Raw genomic sequence first — 20,350 nt, 5'->3', positions numbered from 1 at the left:
TTATTAAGACAAGGAGCATGTACTATTTGATCATTTTGAAATTAATGATTTCTTGTTCTGTCAAATATCTCCAGTGCCCTCTTGGTAAATCTTTTTTGGTAAGACCACCATAAACTACCCTATCCAATTTTTGGATTTTATATCCTAAGGTTTCAAACAAACGCTCTACAATTTTATTTCTAGAACTATAAATTTCAATACCAACTTCCCTTTTGGGAGCATCTGCAATGAAACTTATATCCTGTACACGAACTACTTTTTCATCTACAACGACCCCTTCTTGAATTTTCTTTAAATCGGCACTTCGTAATTCTTGCTCAAGTACTAAATGATATATTTTACGTAGACCGTTGATAGGGCTTTTTAACGTCTTGGTCATATTACCATCATTGGTAAACAAAAGTAAACCTGTATGTTCTTTTTCCAATTTATCTACAGGAAGTAATTTTGACTTAGAAGCACTTGATATTAATCCAGAAACGTGTCTTTTACCTCTTTCATCGCGAATGGTGGTAACAAAGTCTTTTGGCTTGTTAAGTAGTACGTATTCTCTTTTGACCGGATTCAATAATTGACCATCGAATTTTACTTCATCGCTTAACTTTACCTTGTAACCCATTTCGGTTACAGGCTTACCATTTACTGTTACACTACCGGCGGCAATGTATATATCGGCATCTCTCCTAGAACATACACCAGAATTGGCCACGTATTTATTCAATCGAATTGAATTAGGATCTTGCGGCTTACTTGGAGTTACATTTTTTTTAATGGGCGAATTACCACGGGCGTAGCTCTTTTTTTTAAAATTACCACCTTGCCTACCTGACGGTTTCTTACCTCTACTAGAATCATCCCTGCTCATAATTGTACCAATTTTGCACAAAGGTAGCAAATTGCATTGCGGTTCAAATAGTTATATGCAACATATTACCAACAACTACAATATTCTATTTAAAACTAAGTCTATGTCAATAAGAAGAATACTGAACACCCCCATTACTATGATCAATTTGAGAATATTATGCAACCAAACATAATCTTTACGTGCCTTGGCCCTAAACAATAAGACTATAAACAACAGTAATAGAAGAACACATAATATAAAATAGATATTCATGTGGCCTACATCAAATCTAAAAATCAATAATAACGACGGTACTAAAGTCAAAAGAATTAAAAATGAGATCAATAGTTTAGATGTTCTTGCGCCATAAATAATAGGAATGGTCCTATAATTCTGTGCTAAGTCACCAGAGATATTTTCCAAATCCTTAATTATCTCTCGAGCAAGAATAAGTAAAAAGAGAAATACGGCATGCACAAATATTACCGTCTGTATGTTCTTATAATAAATAAACACCACAAAGAAAGGAGTAATAGCTAATGTGGCGGAAATAAAATTACCTAAAAACGGAATTCTTTTTAGCTTATGGGAGTAGATCCAGATACCAAAAATATAAGAGGAAAAAAAGAATACAGCTTTAAATGAAACATAACTGGCCGCAATTACCGCTATAAAATTCAACACAAAATAAGTAGTTAGCTTAAACCGTTGGCTTACCAAACGATCCAGCATACTTTTTCTTGGTTTATTTATGAGGTCTTTTTCAGCATCATAAAAGTTATTAATGATATAACCACCCGCAATAACCAAAGCAGATGCCAATACGATAACAAAGAGATTAATATCCAATACTACTCTACGTACCGGAAGTTCAGGAGCAAGTATATAAATGGATGCCAAATATTGCGCTAGAGCTATAACTAAGATATTATACCCCCTAACTACTGAAAACAGACTCAATACCTTTAACAGTAAGAGCTTATTTTTTCTATTAAGCATTATGGAAATTACCTAAAAATTATAAACTACTTCCAGTTTATAATCTTTTAACGCAGTTTTAGCTTTTTCCAAATCCTCTGTAAACCCTAATATGTAGCCACCACCACCTGAACCACACAATTTTAGGTAATAGTCATTGGTGTCTATACCCTTTTTCCATAAATCATGGAATTTTGCCGGTATCATTGGCTTAAAGTTATCCAATACTACGTGCGATAGCTGTTTTAAATTACCGAACAGGGATTTTATGTTACCATTTACAAAGTCTTCTACACAAGCATCCGTATGTTTTATAAATTGGTTTTTCAACATACTTCTAAATCCATCATTCTTCATTTGCTCCATGAAAATCTGAACCATAGGAGCGGTCTCACCAATAATACCGCTATCCAATAAAAATACAGCTCCTTTACCTTCTGCATTCTGTGATGGAATACTTGTTGATTCAATATTATCCTTAGAGTTAATGAGAATGGGCAAACTTAAATAACTGTTCAAAGGATCAAGGCCAGAGGACTTACCATGGAAAAACGACTCCATTTTACCGAATATCGTTTTTAGTTTCAACAATTTCTCTCTGGTTAAATTTTCAAGAACGGTAATTTTATGTTGAGCATACTTATCATAGATTGCTGCAACCAAAGCACCACTACTACCTACGCCATACCCCTGTGGTATTGAACTATCAAAATACATACCCGCTGCAACATCCGACTTTAAAGTATCCAAATCAAATGATACCAATTTAGGCTCATCTATGGTCAACTTTTCCAAATACAGGGCAAAAGCCTCTAAACTCTTGTTAGATTTTGTTGCTTCTTTAGAAACACTTGCGTCAGATTTTAAGGCCCCTTTATAAAAAATATAAGGTATGGATAAGCCTTTGGAATCTTTAATAATGCCATACTCCCCGAAGAGAAGAATTTTTGAATAAAATAAAGGTCCTTTCATTTTTAATAACTAAGCAAGCATTGAACTTATATAAATATAGTCAAAGAAACACATAAAGTTGAACGTTTTACCCAAAAAGGTTAAACAAAATAGTAAAACCGTTCTTTTTACAAACGTAGGTTGCACACAAATAGTGTGCAAATCATTTACAACTTCTTAGCACCCAGACCAATTCGATCACAAATATACTGCCCATTTTGACAAAAAGAAATTAACTTCTCTTTAATAAACGGAAAAACGATATCTTTTTCATTTTCAGGGTATAGCACATGGACATTTGCCCCTGCATCTAATGTAAAACAAACATGGGTATTGGATGTTTGTCTAAACTTCCAAATTTCATTTATAATAGAAAGTGTATTGGGTTTCATTAAAATAAAATAAGGATTACTAGTCATCATCATAGCATGTAAAGTAAGTGCCTCACTTTCTACTATACCTATAAAATCATTTAAGTTACCCTCTGCCAATATTGTACGCAGCTTATCTAAATTCTCATGAGCTTGTTCAAATCTTTGCGATGCAAACGGATGACCATGCATAAGCTCATGACCAACTGTACTACTTACTTGTTTCTCCCCTTTGTCTACCAACAAAATGGTATCATGAAAATTATTGAAAATATCATGTACTTTGTAGGGATATTTAACCCCAAACAAATTTGAACTACCTTCAACCGAAGAGGTTTCTCCCCACTGCACCAAAGGACCTTCAATACTTCGGCATGCACTACCAGACCCTAAGCGCGATATAAAGGATACCTTATTGTTGAAAAAATCATCAGTAATTGGTGCTGAAAAAGTCCTTTCCATTTCCATAAAACACAAAGCTAAAGCAGACATTCCACTGGCAGATGAAGCAATACCACTACTGTGCGGAAATGTATTTGATGTTTTTATGACCAAATGATATTCTTTTAAGAAAGGAAGATATTTTTCTATCCTTTTTAAGAATGTTTTAATCTTTGGTTTAAACTCTTCTTTTGGCTGATCTTCAAAAAATAGATCCAAAGAGAATTCGTCATCCTTTCTTATTTTTTTCTTGTATTCTACACTGGTTTTGGTCATACAAGCGGCCAGCGTAAAACTTATAGACGGATTGGCAGGTATTTGATTCTCCCTTTTTCCCCAGTATTTAACCAATGCAATATTGCTAGGTGATGTATACCCAACAATACCTTCTTCTTTCAATGTAATATATGATGATGGAATAAAATCTTTTTCTGACATTGAATTTTCAATTTGTGCAAATATAGTTTTTAGGGCTATCAATTAAAATAAATCCTTATTTTAGAGCTAAACACTAGCCAATTGAAAAGAAAGCTTACCTACATATTTATCGGCATAGTAATATGCTCTACTATAGGTTTCTTGAGTAGTGTAGTTACGCAGAGCTCTGTAAATAGCTGGTATTTAACACTGAACAAGCCAAGTTTTAATCCACCTAATTGGATTTTTGCCCCCGTTTGGAGTGTACTCTACATTATGATGGGTATTTCTGCTGGTTGGGTCTGGGCAAAAGGTTTTCACCATAAATGGGTTAAGACCGGACTTTATCATTTTGGATTTCAATTACTCTTAAACGGTTTATGGAGCATTGTTTTTTTTGGACTTAAACAGCCCTTATTGGCCCTATTGATCATTGTAGCGCTATTAATTGTTCTGGCACTTACTATAAAATGGTTTAAGGTAGTCAGTAAATTTGCAGCATATCTATTGACTCCATATTTCTTATGGGTATGCTTTGCTACGGCCCTAAATTTTAAAATATGGGAATTGAACTAATTGGACAGTTCTAACAGCTTACTCATTGTCCTGTAATTTCTAGTGGTTGCCTCAACTTTCAACTTACGCTCAACATAATTATTATTCAATTTTGCTTTACCATAACCCGCTGTACATTTTAGATACATACAGTCATTGGCAACTAAAAAATCCTCAGTTTTAAATGTCTCTTTGCTTAACTTATCTACAGCTTCTACGTTTGGTATCTCATTCAGCAGAACAAAGTAATTTTGTTTTTGCAAATTCTCATCATCTGTTTTAAACGGATTCCGATCTAATATTTCTTTTAATTTAGAAATGGTCATCACTATGACAGGAACTTTAAAATTAAAATGGCTGAGAATTGCCTTAGAAATCAGATTTTCTAATTCTTTAGAATTTTCCAATCCACTTTTAAATACCACGTTACCACTTTGTATGTACGTTTTAACATCTTCCAATTTTTGCTTGGAGAGCAATTCTTTTAGCTCCTCCATTTGAATCTTATGCTTGCCACTTACATTAATGCCTCTTAAAAATACAATATAGGTGTTCATATTATTCAAAATTTGTATTTAGATCGTTAACTACACCTTGGGCCGCAATATAACCTCCGGTCCACGCATTCTGAAAATTGAATCCGCCAGTAATAGCGTCCACATTTATAATTTCACCAGCAAAATAAAGATTAGTTAGTATTTTACTTTCGTAAGTCTTAAAGTTGATTTCCTTTAAATCTACACCACCTGCCGTTACAAATTCTTCTTTAAAAGTGCTTTTTCCATTTACTTGAAATATACCCGCTGTTAATTGTGCCGCCAAATTTGACAACTGTTGTTTTGAAACTTCGGGCCATGTTAAGGTATCATCTATATTAGAGGCTTTCACTAAATTAACCCACAGGCGCTTAGGTAAATCCAATACCTTGGTTCTTAGAACGGTCTTCTTTTCTACCTGCTTTACCTTAAGAAATAATTCCAATAACCCATCATGATGATATTCCGGGGCCCAATTTACCTGTATTTTAAACTGATAATTGTACTGCTCTAAAATTCTTGCTCCCCAAGCGGATAATTTTAAAATAGCGGGTCCGCTCATACCCCAATGTGTTATTAACAAAGGTCCTTCTGAAGTTAAAACTGCAGTATCTGGTTTTAGTTTTACTTTCTTTTTGCTAATATTCTTTTTAGGTATCACTTTGACCTCTGCATGTGTAGCCACACCAGGAATATCCGAAATACGCTCATCTTTAATATTAAAAGTGAATAACGAAGGAACCGGCTGAACAATACTATGCCCTAACGCTTGTACATAATTCCACATTTTTGGATTGCTGCCAGTAGCTAAAATGAGCTTTTTACAATACATATGACCATCACCAATGGCAACCTTCCATATTACCCCTTCCTCCTCTTTAATTTGCTCTATACCGGTTACAGAACAAAGTGTTTTTACCTGAACACCTAATCTATCCGCCTCTGAAAGAAAACAATCAATAATGGTTTGTGAAGAATTGGTGACCGGGAACATTCTACCATCTTCCTCAATTTTTAGGGCAACGCCACGTTCCTCAAAAAATCCGACAGTATCTCCACTTGCGTAGGTATGAAAAGGACCCAATAACTCTTTTTGGCCCCGTGGATAGTTTTTGCTTAGATCTACAGGATTAAATTCAGCATGGGTTACATTACAACGCCCACCACCAGAGACTTTTACCTTTGTGAGTACTTCCTTACCTCGCTCTAAAATTGCAATTTTGGTTTGCGGTCTACTCTCAGCTATATGAATGGCTGCATAAAAACCGGCTGCACCGCCACCAATGACCAGAACATCATGCATTAATTTACTCGTTCAGGAAAGTTGGTAATTATGCCATCTACACCTACATTTTTCATTGCTTCAATATCTGCAGGTTCATTTACCGTCCATGTATAAATTTTAAACCCGGCATCATGTATTGCTTCGGCTTTTTCCTCATCTAATTTCTTGAAATACGGATTAATGGCCACTGCATTCAACTCTTTTGCCACTGGTATTGCTTCTAAAGGGTCTTCTTCCGTTAATACAGCAATGGCAACATTAGAATTATATTTGCGCATATCCTTCAACTCATCCCAATTAAAGCTGGAAATAATAAAATTATCGGGCGACCAATTTTTCTGCTCAATGTAATATTTCATAATATGATTTACCCTATCTGCCGTACCAGCACCTTTTAGCTCTATGTTTAATGCCACTTTATTATCAATGAGTTTTAATACCTCTTGCAGCATGGGTATTTTATGCCCCCCATCAACAATTACCTGCATTAAATCTACTATATAATAATCTTCAATGTTGCCAGGTGCATTAGTAATTCGATCAAGCTTATCATCATGAAAAACTACTACTTCCCCACTTTTTATTTTAAAAACATCGATCTCTATCATATCAACCCCAAGATCCAATGCCTTTTGAATGGATGGCAAGGTATTTTCAGTTTCGTGGCCCATGGCTCCTCTATGACCAATGACTAAAGGTTCTTTTTTCATATGACATGATGCTAAGGTTAAACAAATAAAAGCCAGGATAATTCTATAAAGCATGGGTTTATGATTTTAATTCAAAAATAAAGGATTCTAAAGGATTTAGGTTAATTGAAATATGACCTTCACCATTTTCTATACGTAAAGAATTCACATGACCGTAAAGAGCATCGTTCAGTGGATAAATTCCTTCTTTTAACTTCCAAAGATTCACCAAATCTACAGGTATTTTTAAGTCGAACGAAAAATGGTCATTAACATCAAAATTTGAGACTATTATTAATTTTTGATTTTCCGACCAACGGACATAGGACAATACACGGTGATTATAGTTTTCGGTAATTTCTTTATTGTAGAAATGAATCTCTCTGTACGCACCCATTAAAGCTTCACTACTGATAGTGATGTTCAACAAACGTTTGTAAAAATCTCGCAAAGCGGCTTCTTTGGGGCTAGATTGGCCGCCATCAAATTTTTTATCATTGACCCACCTTTGGTGATGCGGCACGCCTATATAATCAAAAATAGAAGTTCTTGACGGACTACCAAAACCTGCATGTTCTGCTGCCGGCTCACCTACTTCTTGCCCAAAATAAATCATAGTGGGCGATGTACTTATGGTAGCGGAAACAACCATTGCCGGTCTCCCAATTTCTGCATTACCAACAAATTCTGGACTAGCAATACGCTGCTCATCATGGTTTTCTAAAAAGTGGAGCATATGATGCTCTATATCTCGTAAACCATTTTGTACAACCGGTAAGTGATCAGACCAACCATAGCCTTTCATAATATGTTTAAGTCCATCATAAAAATCCACTTTATCATATAGATAGTCCATTTTCCCCTTATGAATATATGTTCTATACAAATCTGGATTATAGACTTCTGCCATTAAAAAAGCATCGGGATTTTTCATTTTAATAGATGAATTCAAGTAACTCCAGAATTCAACAGGGACCATTTCTGCCATATCATACCTAAAACCGTCAACACCCATATTTAACCAATACAAAGCAATATCCTTAAATTTTCTCCAAGAACTTGGCACTACTTTTTTCTTCCAATACTCAAAATGTTCTTTATGGTCTTTTTCTCCATAATCGTTCGGCAGCATATCAAAATCCAGTCCGCCATCTGGTCTTACCCCATAATTGATGCGTACAGTTTCATACCAATCGTTCATATCCGGTTGCGGACTACGAGAACCATTACCTGTCCACTTTGCAGGAATCTCTTCTAATTTTGGATAGGAAAAGTTTGGAGCATCTCCACCTAAGGGAACATAACCATCTCGCCATTGTGGAGTTTTAAATTCCGTCCCCGGGATGTAATAAAAATTATTGTCCTTTTGATACTCTACGGATGTATCATCTCCAAAACCAAAATCAGAAACACCCTTTGGATTAGTTTTCCCCTCATACTTTCTAGCTACATGATTAGGCACAATATCTATAATCACCTTCATGCCGGCCTTATGTGTACGCTCAATAAGTGATTTGAACTCTTTTAATCTATTTGATGGATTTTTAGCCAAATCTGGGTTAACATTGTAATAGTCCTTAACAGCATAAGGAGAACCAGCCCTGCCCTTGACTACATCTGGATCATCATTTGATATTCCTATTTCAGTATAATCATTTATTACGGCATGATGCGGTACCCCGGTATACCAAATGTGGGTAACACCCAAATTCTTAATTTCCGTTAGTGCCTTTTTATTAAAATCAGCAAACTTGCCTACCCCATTCTCCTCAATAGTGCCCCAAGGCTTATTATTGGTATTCGTATTTCCGAACAACCTGGTAAATACATGGTAAATAACAATTTTATGATTCATGGGGCATTTTAATTTTTAGTACTAACTACAGCAAGAAACTATACGGTGATCAACTCATCTGGAAACAACTCTACTTTTTTACCATTGACACGAATAGAAACTTCTTTTGTTCCAATTAATTGAAAAGTGGTACAATCAGCGGTTACGTTCACTTTTATGATCCGATTTCTAAAATTAACCTTAAATGAATATGCATTCCACTGATTTGGAATCTGAGGTTTAAACGATAATTTATCGTTTACCACACGCATACCACCAAAACCTTCAACAATACTCATCCAAGTACCAGCCATAGACGTAATGTGCAAGCCTTCTTCTACCTCCTTATTATAATCATCTAAATCTAATCTAGATGTTCTTAAATAAAAATTATATGCTTGCTCCATTCTACCCAATTTAGCTGCCTGAATACTGTGCACACAAGGGGACAAGGAAGATTCATGAACGGTAAAAGGTTCGTAGAAATCAAAATGCCTCTCCAGGTCTTCTGTAGAGAAATCCTCTTCAAAGAAATAAAAACCTTGCAGCACATCTGCCTGTTTTATATAAGGTGATCTTAAAATACGATCCCAACTCCATTTTTGGTTAATAGGTCTTTCAGATTTTGGCAAATCATCCACTTTAACCAATTCTTTATCCAAAAAGCCATCTTGTTGCAAGAAAACACCATATTCCTTTGAATAAGGGAAATACATTTTATTGGCAACCTTCTTCCACTTTTCACATTCCCTATCGGTAAGTTTGGTTTTGCCCACAACCCTATGGTAATCATCCGGATAACCGCTCTTAACCTTATCTAATTGGGTCAACGTATAGTTTATACACCATTTTGCCAAATAGTTGGTATACCAGTTATTATTGACATTATTCTCATACTCATTAGGACCCGTAACCCCTAACATTACATATTTATTTTTGTCTTTTGACAAATTAACACGCTGATGCCAAAACCTTGAAATGCCTATTAAAACCTCTAAGCCCATTTCTGGTATGTAGCTATAATCACCGGTATATCTAAAATAGTTGTGAATTGCAAAGGCTATGGCTCCATTTCTATGTATTTCTTCAAAGGTAATTTCCCATTCATTATGGCATTCCTCGCCATTCATAGTCACCATTGGATATAATGCCGCACCGTTTGAAAAGCCTAATTTCCTAGCATTTTCAATAGCCTTTTCTAAATGATTGTAGCGATACTTTAATAGTTTTCTAGCCACTTTATCATCTTTGGTAGCCATATAGAAAGGAATACAATATGCCTCTGTATCCCAATACGTACTACCACCATATTTTTCACCGGTAAAACCTTTAGGTCCTATGTTTAATGTAGAATCGGTCCCCAAGTACGTTTGGTTCAATTGAAAAATATTAAAACGAATTCCTTGCTGCGCTTTTATATCACCTTCAATGACAATATCGCTCATTTCCCAAATTGCCGCCCAAGCCTCTTTCTGTTTTTGTAAAAGCCCTTCAAAGCCAATTTCACTTACTTCACTGAGTTTATTATGAGCAACTTGCTTCAACGAGTCGTTTGGGTGATTTCGTGTAACGGTATAACCACCAAACTTTGTTAAAGTTACAGTTGAGTTAGCCTCTACCTCCTGTTCAAATTTCAATGAAACGAAATTATCCGTCTTTTCCGATGCAACACCTACAACTGTGGCACCCTCATAATCTAAAGAAGCCTGCATAAAGGTGCAGGTCTTAAATTCCGTTTTCATAGTGTGCGCTTCAATAAACGCACGATTTTCTTCGATACTTACATTTGTGGTATTCCAAAATTTGTCGTCCCAATTACTGTCCTCATTGGTAATACCACTGTCAAGATATGGCTCAAACACCAAGGATGCATTGGCATTCAATACTTTGATTTGATATGAAATAGCACCTACTTCATCTATCTCCAAACTCAAAAATCGCTTTACCACAACTTCAATTTCCACATTATTTGAAGTTACCGCCAAAAAGCTACGTGTATACACGCCTTCTTTCATATTTAACTCCCGTCTAAAGTTCGAAACTTTTTTGCAAGTGGCTATATCTAATTCTTCGCCATTTATTTTAATATTGATGCCAATCCAATTGGGTGCATTTAAAACCTTGGCAAAATACTCCGGGTAACCATTTTTCCACCAACCTACCCTGGTCTTATCTGGATAATATACCCCGGCAATATAACTACCTTGAAAAGTATCTCCTGAATAGGTTTCCTCAAAATTGGCACGTTGCCCCATGGCGCCGTTACCGATGCTAAAAATACTTTCAGAGGATTTGACATTTTCCTTATCAAACCCTTCTTCAATAATGCACCATTTATCTGGTTTTATATAATCTTGATTCATTAGTTTCTTGTTGTGTTACGATCAAAAATAAAGCAACTAGCTATAGCTATCTTTATTTATTTTTATTTAATAATAATTCCAAAAACTGATTGTCTATTTCTGTGAAATCCTTAAAATTATACTGCGCTTCATTAAGAATATCTGGATCCCCAATTCCAATGCTGACCATATCTGCCGCATTAGCTGCTTGAATACCCGCTACGGCATCTTCAAAAACCACACATAATTCCGGTTTAACTTTTAGGTTGTCCGCGGCAATTAAAAACACTTCTGGGTCTGGTTTTGCTTTGGTAACGTTGTTACCATCTACAATGCTATCAAAATATGGTAAGAGACCTACTTTTTCCAATATAGGTTGCGCATTTTTACTGGCAGAACCCAAGGCAATAGGAATATTTCTTTCCTTTAAAAAATTTAATACCCTTGGTACGTCTGGTAGAATTTCGCTAGCGTCCATCTTTTCAATATAGGCCAGGTAATCTACATTCTTCTCTATCATCCAAGTATCAAATTGTTTTTGTGTAGCCTTGACATTACCTATATCCAAAAGAATTTCCAAACACCTTTTTCTACTTACGCCCTTAAAAAGTTCATTTTGTTCTTTGGTAAATTCAAAACCCAATTCGTTTGCCAGCTTACGCCATGCCAAATAATGATATTTAGCGGTATCCACAATAACACCGTCCAAATCAAATATAAAACCTACTTTACCCATTGTATTATAACTATTAATTAATTGTTGAACCCCGTTTTACCAAAGTTGCATTAATAACTTCTGTCTTAAACGGCTCCTCTACTAACTCTACAGATTCCATTCTTTGGATCAATAGTTTGGCCGCTAGTTCTCCCATTTTCTCACCATGCTGCGCCACAGTACTTAATTGGGGCGATGAATACCTAGAGAGTATACCGTCGGTAAAACCGATTATCGAAATATCATCTGGAACGGTGTATCCTAAATGCTGAATTACACTCATGCATTGAATGGCGAATATCTCATTAACACATAATACTGCATCAACGTCATTATTCTGAAAAAATTCGGTTATTAAATTTGTATTATCCCGATCATGGGGTAGTGTTAAAATTAAACGATCATCTAATGCTATATTATTTAATTTCAAAGCTGCTAAATAACCTTCCTTTCTACTTTCACTTACGTTAAAATACTTTTCTGTGGTTATTAAAGCTATTTTTACTGCACCAGCCTTAACAAAATGTGTTACGGAATCACCGGCAGCTTCAAAATCGTTTAAAATAACTTTATCACAATCTATTTCAGTAGTTATACGATCAAAAAGTACTATTGGGATCCCTTGATCAAGCAATTCTTTTAAATGGGTGAAATCGTTCTTTTTTTGTGTTTCAGCGCTTAATGAAAGAATAAAACCATCAATACTTCCATTTGCCAACATTTCCATGTTTATGACCTCTTTATCATAAGACTCATCGGAAATGCATACTATGACATTATACCCCATAGCATTCGCATATTTCTCAATACCCCTAAAAACCGTAGTAAAAAAATGATGTACTATATCCGGAATAACAACACCAATATTTTTTGTTCTTTTATTTTTTAAACTTAGAGCTATATTATTTGGTCTATAATTGTAGAATTTTGCAAAAGCCTTTATTTTGTCCTTTGTTTCCTTACTGATTTCTTTGCTATTCTTTAGTGCTTTGGAAACGGTAGAAATTGATACGTCTAATTCTCTTGCAATGTCTTTTAAAGTAATTTTTGGTTTCAAGATAGAAGGTTTAAAAATTTAAGATAAGAACTTAATCTCTTCTAAAAGTTAAAGTTTACCATGAGGATGAAAACGGTAAATATATTCAAAAATCTAAATTTTATATATTTGTAGAATAATCATATTTTCATATTAATACAGATATATAATTATGAATATAACAAAAAGTCCTTTTAACATTCATTATACTCGCAAAAATTAAAAGTTATCAACACGAAACCGTTTTCGTAAAACTTTATATTTAAGCTTTCTACCATTCACACGTCTTTTTACATATTTTTAACATTTGAAATTAAATTAACTCAACTTAAATTAACAATTTATGAAGATTACATTCCTAAAAAGTCTGTTGGTTCTTGGAGCATTTTTATGCTTTGGATTCTTGCAGGCACAAGAAGTATCTGGAACTGTTTCAGATGCAAGTGGACCTTTACCAGGAGCTAGTGTTCTTGTAAAGGGGACTACGAACGGTACACAAACCGATTTTGACGGTAATTATACTTTGACCGCTGAAGAAGGTGCAGTACTTATTGTAAGTTACATTGGCTACAAGACTCAAGAAGTAGCGGTAAACGGTAGAACTTCAATCAATTTTACTTTAGAAGAAGATGCTGAAGCATTGGAAGAGGTTGTAATTATTGGTTATGGTACAACTACCGTAAAAGATGCAACCGGATCCGTAACAGCGGTTACTGCGGAAGATTTTAACGGTGGTAACATTGCTTCACCAGAACAACTGATCCAAGGTAAAACTGCAGGTGTCAACATTCAAGAAACAAGTGGTGAACCTGGTGCCGGTATTCAAATTAACATTAGAGGTTCTAACTCTGTACGTGCCAATAACAATCCATTGTTCGTGGTAGATGGTGTTCCATTGGGTGGAGGAGATACATCTCCACAAGGTGAGACCGGTTTTGGTCAAAGTGCCGTTAAAAACCCATTGAACTTTATTAACCCAAATGACATTGAAAGCATCAGTATTTTAAAAGATGCATCAGCAACGGCAATCTACGGTTCGCGTGGTGCTAACGGTGTCGTTATTATTACTACTAAGAGTGGTAAAGGAAGTAGCCAAGGCGTGTGGGACTTCTCTAGCTCTTTAAGTATATCTAAGGCTGCCAATACTTTTGACCTTTTAGATGCATCTGAATTTTTATCTGGTGTAACTTCTGTAGGTGGTGATGCAAGTGCGGTAAATTTTGGAGCTAATACAGATTGGCAACAAGTGGTATTGAGATCAACTGCTTCTCAAAACCAAAACCTTTCTTATTCTAAAAACTACGGTAGTGGTAACGTAAGAGCTACTTTTGGATATGGCAAACAATTTGGTATCGTTGAAAATTCCGATTTAGAAAGAATTACAGGTAGATTAAATCTTAACCAAAGATTCTTAGAAGACAAGTTAGTTTTAGGACTACAAATGTCTATTGCACGTATTAATGATTCTCAAGCACCAATTAGTGCACAAGCAGGTGCTGCAGGTGATGTTTTAGGTGGAGCTTATGCCGCTAACCCAACATGGCCAGCTAGCTCAAGCTTTAATGCAGGTGGTTTAAATGTTAACCCGCAAAATGCACTTGACAATACACAGAACATCACCAATACAAACAGATACCTTTTAAACGGTTCTGTTCAATACAACTTTACCCCTGAAATTTCTGCCAAATTAAATGCAGGTATAGACATTTCCGAAGCTTCTAACACATCTGTTATCTCAAGAGACATCAACAACATTAATGGTGTTTCAGATATAGGTCGTGGAAATTATGGTGTTTTAGAAAGAGACAATAAAACTTTAGAGGCTACTGTGAACTACAACAAAGAATTTGAAAATTCTAGTTTAGAGGCATTAGTTGGTTTTGGTTACCAAGATTTCCAAACTTTTGGTTTCAATTCTGGCGGTAGAGGTTATTCTACTAGTGATTTAAATGCTATGGGAAGAGACTTAAGAAGTGCGGTTAACGACTTACAGAATGCAGTAACCGGATCTTATCAGCAAGCGTATTATGCACCCAACACTAATGGAGTTTTAATCAATAGATTATTACCAACAGTTGTAGCTCAAGAAGAATTAGGAAGAAGCCTTAACAGCGCTGTAACTTCTGTTTTTACAGATTCTTTTGACAATACAGATGAACTACAGTCTTTCTTTGCAAGATTGAATTACACATTGAACGACAAATATTTATTTACGGCAACAATGAGAGCTGATGGTTCTTCCAGATTTGGTCCTGAAAATCAATACGGATATTTCCCTTCCGGTGCATTTGCTTGGAAAATGAACGAAGAAGATTTTGTTGGCGAAAACGTTTCTACCCTTAAATTACGTTTAAGTGCGGGTATCACCGGTAACCAAGATGGTTTAGGTTACGGTAACTTCGTAGCAAGACAACGTTTTTCAGGATTAACAGTTCAACAAAACCTTGAAATTAACGCAAATGGTACAGCAATTGTTGCTACAGATAGACCGGACTTAAAATGGGAATCTTCTTTTAACTTAAATGCAGGTTTGGATTTTGGATTTAACAATGATCGTTTAAGTGGTAGTATTGATATCTATAGAACTGAAACTACAGATGTTCTTTTACAGACTCCACCAGCTGCACCTGCAGTTGACCCGTTCCAGTTCCAGAATGTTGATGCCAGTATCATTAACCAAGGTATTGAATTTGCATTGGCTTACGATTTCGTAAGAACTGATGACGCTACTTTTTCCGCAGATTTTAATATTGCCTATAACGACAATGAGGTTCAAAATTTTGATGGCCTTATTGACACGGGTGAGGTTAATGGTCCAGGTCTTTCTGGCGCCTTTGCTCAACGTTTTGCATCAGGACAATCTTTATATTCATACTTCTTACCAATTTTCACAGGTTTTGATAGTGCCGGAACTCCAACATACCAAGATGTAGATGGGAATGGTGTCGGTGATCCTTTCCAAGACAAAACCTTTGTTGGTGAAGATGCTTTACCAGATATTACAACAGGTTTAAGCTTAAACTTAAAAGTTAAGGATTTTGATGCTTCTGTATTCTTCCAAGGTCAGTTTGGATTCTCAGTATATAACAACACTGAAAATGCATACTTTACAGCCGGTGCACTTTCTAACTCTAGAAACGTTACACAAAGTGTTTTAACAAGCGGTGAAGACCCTGGAGCTTCTGCCGATGCTTCTACACGTTTCTTGGAAAAAGGAGATTTTGTACGTTTCCAAAATGCTAGTATTGGGTACAATGTTCCATTATCTGGTGAAGGTGCATTAAACTCTTTGCGTTTTTCAATTACAGGGCAAAATCTTTTCTTAATCACTGATTATAGTGGTTTAGACCCAGAGGTTACTGCCAACACTGGGGATTTAGGTTCTGGTGTACCATCAAGAGGAATTGATTATGGTTCTTACCCAAGACCAAGAACATTCACTTTTGGTATTAATGCATCATTTTAATTAAAAAAAATTGTATATCATGAAAAATAATTTTAAAATCTTAACACTTTCTATTCTATCGTTGGTAGGGGTTTCTTCCTGTACCGACCTAGAAATAGAAGAAACAGATTCGATCATTTCTGACGGATTCCAAGGCTTGGCCGATCCATCATCAACAGTAACGAATTTATATGGATCAATAGCGGGGCAATATGCCGATCAAGGTAATTTCTTCGCTCTACAAGAAGTTACATCAGATGAACATTTGATTCCTACGCGTGGAGGTGACTGGGGCGATAATGGTCTCTGGAGAGTCTTACATACGCACGATTGGGACGGACAGCATGCATTCATCACAAATGTTTTCCAGCAATGGAACGGAAACCAACTTCAAGCATCTCAAGTTTTAGACTCTAGAAGTAATCCTTCTACAGAGAATGTAGGTGACGCAAGCTTTATTAGAGCTTATAGTATGTGGGTTATTCTTGACAACTTTGGACAAGTACCTTATAGAGATACCGAATTACCATCTTCTTCTGTACCTGAAGTACTTACGGGTCAAGCAGCATTGGATTTCATTCTTGCCGATATAGATATGGCTATTGCTAATGCCCCTGCAACATCTGCAGGTAGTGGCGAAGCTAACTTAAGAGCAAGTAAAGCCGCTGCAAGATACTTAAAAGCTAAAGTTCTTTTGAACAAGCATATTTATCTTGGCACAGCTCCAGAAGCTTCAGATATGGCAGAAGTAATTTCTTTGGTAGATGCTATTACTGCCGATGGTTATGCATTACAAGAAGGTTATTTTGATCTTTTCTTACCAGATGCCGATACCGAAACTATTTGGTCTCTAGAAGCTAATACTATTAACAAAGTAGTAATGGGACTTCACTATAACAGCACAAGTATTCAAGGTGGTGGATGGAACGGATTCAGTACCCTTGCCGAATTTTACGATTTATTTGAAGGAGATTCTGAATCTAATGAATTAGATGCGGACCAAAACCCTGTTGACGGGCAAGAAGAACGTAGAGGTGGTGTACCAACAATAGGTGTCCCTTTTGACAATCAACCTTACGCTTCTGAAAAAGATGGTTATGTAAATGGATCAAATGTTGGATATGGTTTTCTTATCAACCAACAATATGACCTAGACGGAACTCCATTACAGGATAGACAAGGAGCTCCTCTTACTTTCAAAAGAAACTTTAAAGATGGTGCGGGTAACGTAAACTTCATTAACAATGATGAAACTACAGGTATACGTATTCAGAAGTATGCTGCTAGAAATGGAGAAGCTTCTATTAGTCATCAAATCGTATTTAGATATGCTGATGCTCACTTGATGAAAGCGGAAGCAATGTTTAGAAGTGGTGGTGATCCTACGGCAATGATCAATGAGTTAAGAACTATACGTAATACTCAAGAATTATTAGGTACCGTATCTGAGCAAGATATTTTAGATGAAAGAGGAAGAGAGTTATACCAAGAAGCTTGGAGACGTAATGACTTAATTCGCTTTGGTCAATTTGGTAGAGATTGGTTATTTAAAGCCGAAGGAACCATCAATAATGATGATTACAATGTGTTCCCAATACCACAAGCTCAATTGCTTGCAAATCCTAACTTAGTACAGAACCCAGGATACTAAGCAAACATAATTTTTAGTTTAAGTTGAAAAGGCCTCCAATATCATATTGGAGGCTTTTTTTATTTATATAATACGCTATTTGAACAAATTAGCTGTAAGATTTCATTAGCTAATGACTGATTACAAACCAGATTGGCTAAATTCAATGGAAATATTACTCAATACACCAAAACAATATCTTTTCCTATTATTGCTTACAGTTATATTTGCTATTACATAGCATTCTATCTCGACAAATTATTTCTTTCTCATACCGGTAACAATGGTTCACAAGAACTTAACGGTGAGAGGACTTGAATTTAGCAACAGCCATTTGCCACAACATACGGTACGGTTTTTAAAGTATTTTTGCGTTATACAACCTATCATTTCATTTACAAGAATACTTTCTATTCTATACTGAACAAGAAATAGAATGAAACATAGGTCAGCTAACAAATAAATCAAAATAGCCACATCAAATACTTGATGTGACTATTTAACTCATGAGTTGTAAAATTCTTACTTTGCAAAGAACACGTAAATGCCGATTACAATACAACAAATAGCTATACCTGCCTGATTCACATACTTATACGGTGTAATGGATACTTGATCCGTATACTCCAAAACAAAAGGTTCTTTTCTTGGTTTAATAGCACCAATAATTAACATAATAACAATATTGGTCACAAACAATATCGCCATTATGTGCAAGAAATGAGGATACGCATCAGCCTCAATCAATTTCAATTGCATAGGGTCTGTAATACCTTTTGCATTAGCATCTGCCAATGCTGCATCTACAAATTTATTCTTCAACCAAAATTGACTAATAATATATAATGCAGAACCTGAAAGAATACCTACTTTGGCAGCAATAGCCGGAACTCTTTTAGTCAAATATCCAACAACTATTATGGTGAAAATAGGAATGCTATAAATACCGTTGATTTCTTGCAAATAATTGAACAAGCTTCCTGCATTTGCTATAAGCGGAGCTATGAACATAGCCGCTAACGCCAAACATATCCCGAAAATTTTACCGTATTTTACCACCGTAGTTTCTGGTGCCTCTGGGTTAATATGTTGTTTGTAGATGTCAATACCAAATAGGGTTACAGAACTATTAAGTACACTATTAAAAGAACTTAAAATTGCACCGAACAATACAGCTGCAAAGAAGCCAACTAATGGCTTAGGTAAAACCGCCCTTACCAATTCTGGGTAAGCCAAATCACTTGAAGCTAAACCACCATCAAAATAATGATATGCGATCATGCCCGGTAAAACCAAAATTAATGGTCCTAATATTTTTAAAAATGAAGCCAACAATAATCCTTTTTGACCTTCGGCCAAGTTTTTTGCCCCTAATGCCCTTTGTATAATTTGTTGGTTGGTACCCCAATAAAACAACTGTACCAACATCATTCCTGTAAAAATAGTTGCAAAAGGTACTTCTTGACCTGGATTTCCCGTAGAATCAAATCTTTCAGGATTCGCACTTACCAATATATCAAGTCCGCCGAAAACACTTCCATCCCCAATAGCCATTAATCCGAATATCGGAATCAACAATCCACCTATCAATAAACCAACTGCGTTAATAGAATCTGAAACAGCCACAGCTTTCAATCCGCCAAAAACCGCATATACGGATCCTATTAATCCAATTCCCCAAATACAAATTACCAATGCCGTACTATCAGAAACCCCCAATAATGTAGGCACATCAAACATACCGCTAATCGCCACCGACCCTGAATACAGTATTACAGGCAACAACACTACGACATACCCCGTTAAAAACAAACCAGAAGTGATGGTCTTTGTTGTAACATCAAACCTTTTGGCCAAAAATTGTGGTATGGTGGTCAACCCACCTTTTAAATACCTTGGCAACAGAAAAATTGCTGTTACTACGATTGCGATAGCCGCTAAGGTTTCCCATGCCATTACAGATAAACCATCTGTATATGCACTACCGTTTAGCCCTACAATTTGTTCTGTAGAAAGATTGGTCAGTAATAAAGAACCCGCTATTACGCCTGCCGTTAGACTTCGACCCCCTAGAAAATATCCATCTGAGGTTTGCTCATCTGTTGTTCTAGTTGCTAAATATGAAATTACGGCTACCAATATGGTGAAGCCTAAGAAAGAAAATATGCCTATCATCTGTTGAGTTGTTTGTTACTTAGTCAAGGTTAAATATATTGGATTATTTTCATTACTTCTAAAAAGATGCAGCAAAATCTCATTATTCGCATTTTACTACGTA

The 20,350-nt window shown here is 35.8% G+C and carries 15 protein-coding genes; 3 read left to right on the top strand and 12 right to left on the bottom strand.

The window, feature by feature from the left end:
* Positions 1-22: 22 nt before the first annotated feature.
* From CSC80_RS08655 to mvaD, 4 genes are all read right to left on the bottom strand, one after another.
* The gene (locus tag CSC80_RS08655; protein ID WP_071340436.1) at positions 23-865 is read right to left on the bottom strand and encodes a S4 domain-containing protein; all 843 of its coding nucleotides are present in this window, start codon (positions 863-865) and stop codon (positions 23-25) included.
* Between the two features lie 75 nt (positions 866-940).
* Entirely contained in the window at positions 941-1,846 is a 906-nt protein-coding gene (locus CSC80_RS08650; protein WP_074670131.1) for a geranylgeranylglycerol-phosphate geranylgeranyltransferase, read from the bottom strand.
* Between the two features lie 12 nt (positions 1,847-1,858).
* Complete coding sequence (locus CSC80_RS08645) at positions 1,859-2,797, bottom strand: mevalonate kinase (protein WP_099191066.1); 939 nt, start codon at positions 2,795-2,797, stop codon at positions 1,859-1,861.
* A gap of 146 nt (positions 2,798-2,943) precedes the next feature.
* Positions 2,944-4,026 (bottom strand): diphosphomevalonate decarboxylase, encoded by a 1,083-nt coding sequence (mvaD, locus tag CSC80_RS08640; RefSeq protein ID WP_099191064.1) that lies wholly within the window; start codon positions 4,024-4,026, stop codon positions 2,944-2,946.
* A gap of 81 nt (positions 4,027-4,107) precedes the next feature.
* On the opposite strand from mvaD, the gene CSC80_RS08635 reads away from it, so the two are divergent.
* Positions 4,108-4,581: a TspO/MBR family protein gene (locus CSC80_RS08635; protein WP_058105001.1), complete on the top strand. Its 474-nt coding sequence runs from the start codon at positions 4,108-4,110 to the stop codon at positions 4,579-4,581.
* On the opposite strand, the gene CSC80_RS08630 is transcribed toward CSC80_RS08635, so the two are convergent.
* From CSC80_RS08630 to CSC80_RS08600, 7 genes are read right to left on the bottom strand one after another with little or no spacing between them, the layout of a single operon-like run.
* Positions 4,578-5,117 carry a DUF1697 domain-containing protein gene (locus CSC80_RS08630; protein WP_099191062.1) on the bottom strand — a complete coding sequence of 180 codons (540 nt, stop codon included), beginning with the start codon at positions 5,115-5,117 and terminating at the stop codon, positions 4,578-4,580. The two genes, CSC80_RS08635 and CSC80_RS08630, sit on opposite strands and share 4 nt — an antisense overlap.
* Position 5,118: 1 nt before the next feature.
* Complete coding sequence (locus tag CSC80_RS08625) at positions 5,119-6,399, bottom strand: NAD(P)/FAD-dependent oxidoreductase (protein ID WP_099191060.1); 1,281 nt, start codon at positions 6,397-6,399, stop codon at positions 5,119-5,121.
* Positions 6,399-7,091, bottom strand: a complete 693-nt coding sequence (locus tag CSC80_RS08620; RefSeq protein ID WP_099191057.1) for a glycerophosphodiester phosphodiesterase family protein — start codon at positions 7,089-7,091, stop codon at positions 6,399-6,401. The genes CSC80_RS08625 and CSC80_RS08620 overlap by 1 nt, the downstream gene beginning before the upstream one ends.
* Positions 7,092-7,149: 58 nt before the next feature.
* Positions 7,150-8,925: an alpha-amylase family glycosyl hydrolase gene (locus CSC80_RS08615; RefSeq protein WP_099191055.1), complete on the bottom strand. Its 1,776-nt coding sequence runs from the start codon at positions 8,923-8,925 to the stop codon at positions 7,150-7,152.
* 38 nt (positions 8,926-8,963) lie between these two features.
* A complete protein-coding gene (locus CSC80_RS08610; RefSeq protein WP_099191053.1) occupies positions 8,964-11,267 on the bottom strand; it encodes a glycoside hydrolase family 65 protein in 2,304 nt (767 codons plus the stop codon).
* Positions 11,268-11,319: 52 nt separating this feature from the next.
* On the bottom strand, positions 11,320-11,982 hold the full coding sequence (gene pgmB, locus CSC80_RS08605; protein ID WP_099191051.1) for a beta-phosphoglucomutase: 663 nt from the start codon (positions 11,980-11,982) through the stop codon (positions 11,320-11,322).
* Positions 11,983-11,995: 13 nt separating this feature from the next.
* The gene (locus CSC80_RS08600) at positions 11,996-13,018 is read right to left on the bottom strand and encodes a LacI family DNA-binding transcriptional regulator (RefSeq protein WP_058104994.1); all 1,023 of its coding nucleotides are present in this window, start codon (positions 13,016-13,018) and stop codon (positions 11,996-11,998) included.
* 322 nt (positions 13,019-13,340) lie between these two features.
* Between CSC80_RS08600 and CSC80_RS08595 the strand changes: the two genes are divergently transcribed.
* Positions 13,341-16,463 (top strand): SusC/RagA family TonB-linked outer membrane protein, encoded by a 3,123-nt coding sequence (locus tag CSC80_RS08595; RefSeq protein WP_091608671.1) that lies wholly within the window; start codon positions 13,341-13,343, stop codon positions 16,461-16,463.
* Positions 16,464-16,482: 19 nt separating this feature from the next.
* Positions 16,483-18,093, top strand: a complete 1,611-nt coding sequence (locus tag CSC80_RS08590; RefSeq protein ID WP_099191049.1) for a RagB/SusD family nutrient uptake outer membrane protein — start codon at positions 16,483-16,485, stop codon at positions 18,091-18,093.
* Positions 18,094-18,594: 501 nt separating this feature from the next.
* On the opposite strand, the gene CSC80_RS08585 is transcribed toward CSC80_RS08590, so the two are convergent.
* On the bottom strand, positions 18,595-20,247 hold the full coding sequence (locus tag CSC80_RS08585) for a solute:sodium symporter family transporter (RefSeq protein ID WP_074670153.1): 1,653 nt from the start codon (positions 20,245-20,247) through the stop codon (positions 18,595-18,597).
* Positions 20,248-20,350 lie beyond the last annotated feature (103 nt).

The organism is Maribacter sp. 6B07 (genome assembly GCF_002700155.1).
GTDB classification, from domain to species: domain Bacteria; phylum Bacteroidota; class Bacteroidia; order Flavobacteriales; family Flavobacteriaceae; genus Maribacter; species Maribacter dokdonensis.
This window is presented reverse-complemented; position numbering and strand designations above follow the sequence as displayed.

Coding starts and splice junctions, on each gene's coding strand:
- CSC80_RS08655 (WP_071340436.1), bottom strand. CDS start 865: ATGAGCAGGGATGATTCTAGTAGAGGTAAGAAACCGTCAGGTAGGCAA.
- CSC80_RS08650 (WP_074670131.1), bottom strand. CDS start 1,846: ATGCTTAATAGAAAAAATAAGCTCTTACTGTTAAAGGTATTGAGTCTG.
- CSC80_RS08645 (WP_099191066.1), bottom strand. CDS start 2,797: ATGAAAGGACCTTTATTTTATTCAAAAATTCTTCTCTTCGGGGAGTAT.
- mvaD (WP_099191064.1), bottom strand. CDS start 4,026: ATGTCAGAAAAAGATTTTATTCCATCATCATATATTACATTGAAAGAA.
- CSC80_RS08630 (WP_099191062.1), bottom strand. CDS start 5,117: ATGAACACCTATATTGTATTTTTAAGAGGCATTAATGTAAGTGGCAAG.
- CSC80_RS08625 (WP_099191060.1), bottom strand. CDS start 6,399: ATGCATGATGTTCTGGTCATTGGTGGCGGTGCAGCCGGTTTTTATGCA.
- CSC80_RS08620 (WP_099191057.1), bottom strand. CDS start 7,091: ATGAAAAAAGAACCTTTAGTCATTGGTCATAGAGGAGCCATGGGCCAC.
- CSC80_RS08615 (WP_099191055.1), bottom strand. CDS start 8,925: ATGAATCATAAAATTGTTATTTACCATGTATTTACCAGGTTGTTCGGA.
- CSC80_RS08610 (WP_099191053.1), bottom strand. CDS start 11,267: ATGAATCAAGATTATATAAAACCAGATAAATGGTGCATTATTGAAGAA.
- pgmB (WP_099191051.1), bottom strand. CDS start 11,982: ATGGGTAAAGTAGGTTTTATATTTGATTTGGACGGTGTTATTGTGGAT.
- CSC80_RS08595 (WP_091608671.1), top strand. CDS start 13,341: ATGAAGATTACATTCCTAAAAAGTCTGTTGGTTCTTGGAGCATTTTTA.
- CSC80_RS08590 (WP_099191049.1), top strand. CDS start 16,483: ATGAAAAATAATTTTAAAATCTTAACACTTTCTATTCTATCGTTGGTA.
- CSC80_RS08585 (WP_074670153.1), bottom strand. CDS start 20,247: ATGATAGGCATATTTTCTTTCTTAGGCTTCACCATATTGGTAGCCGTA.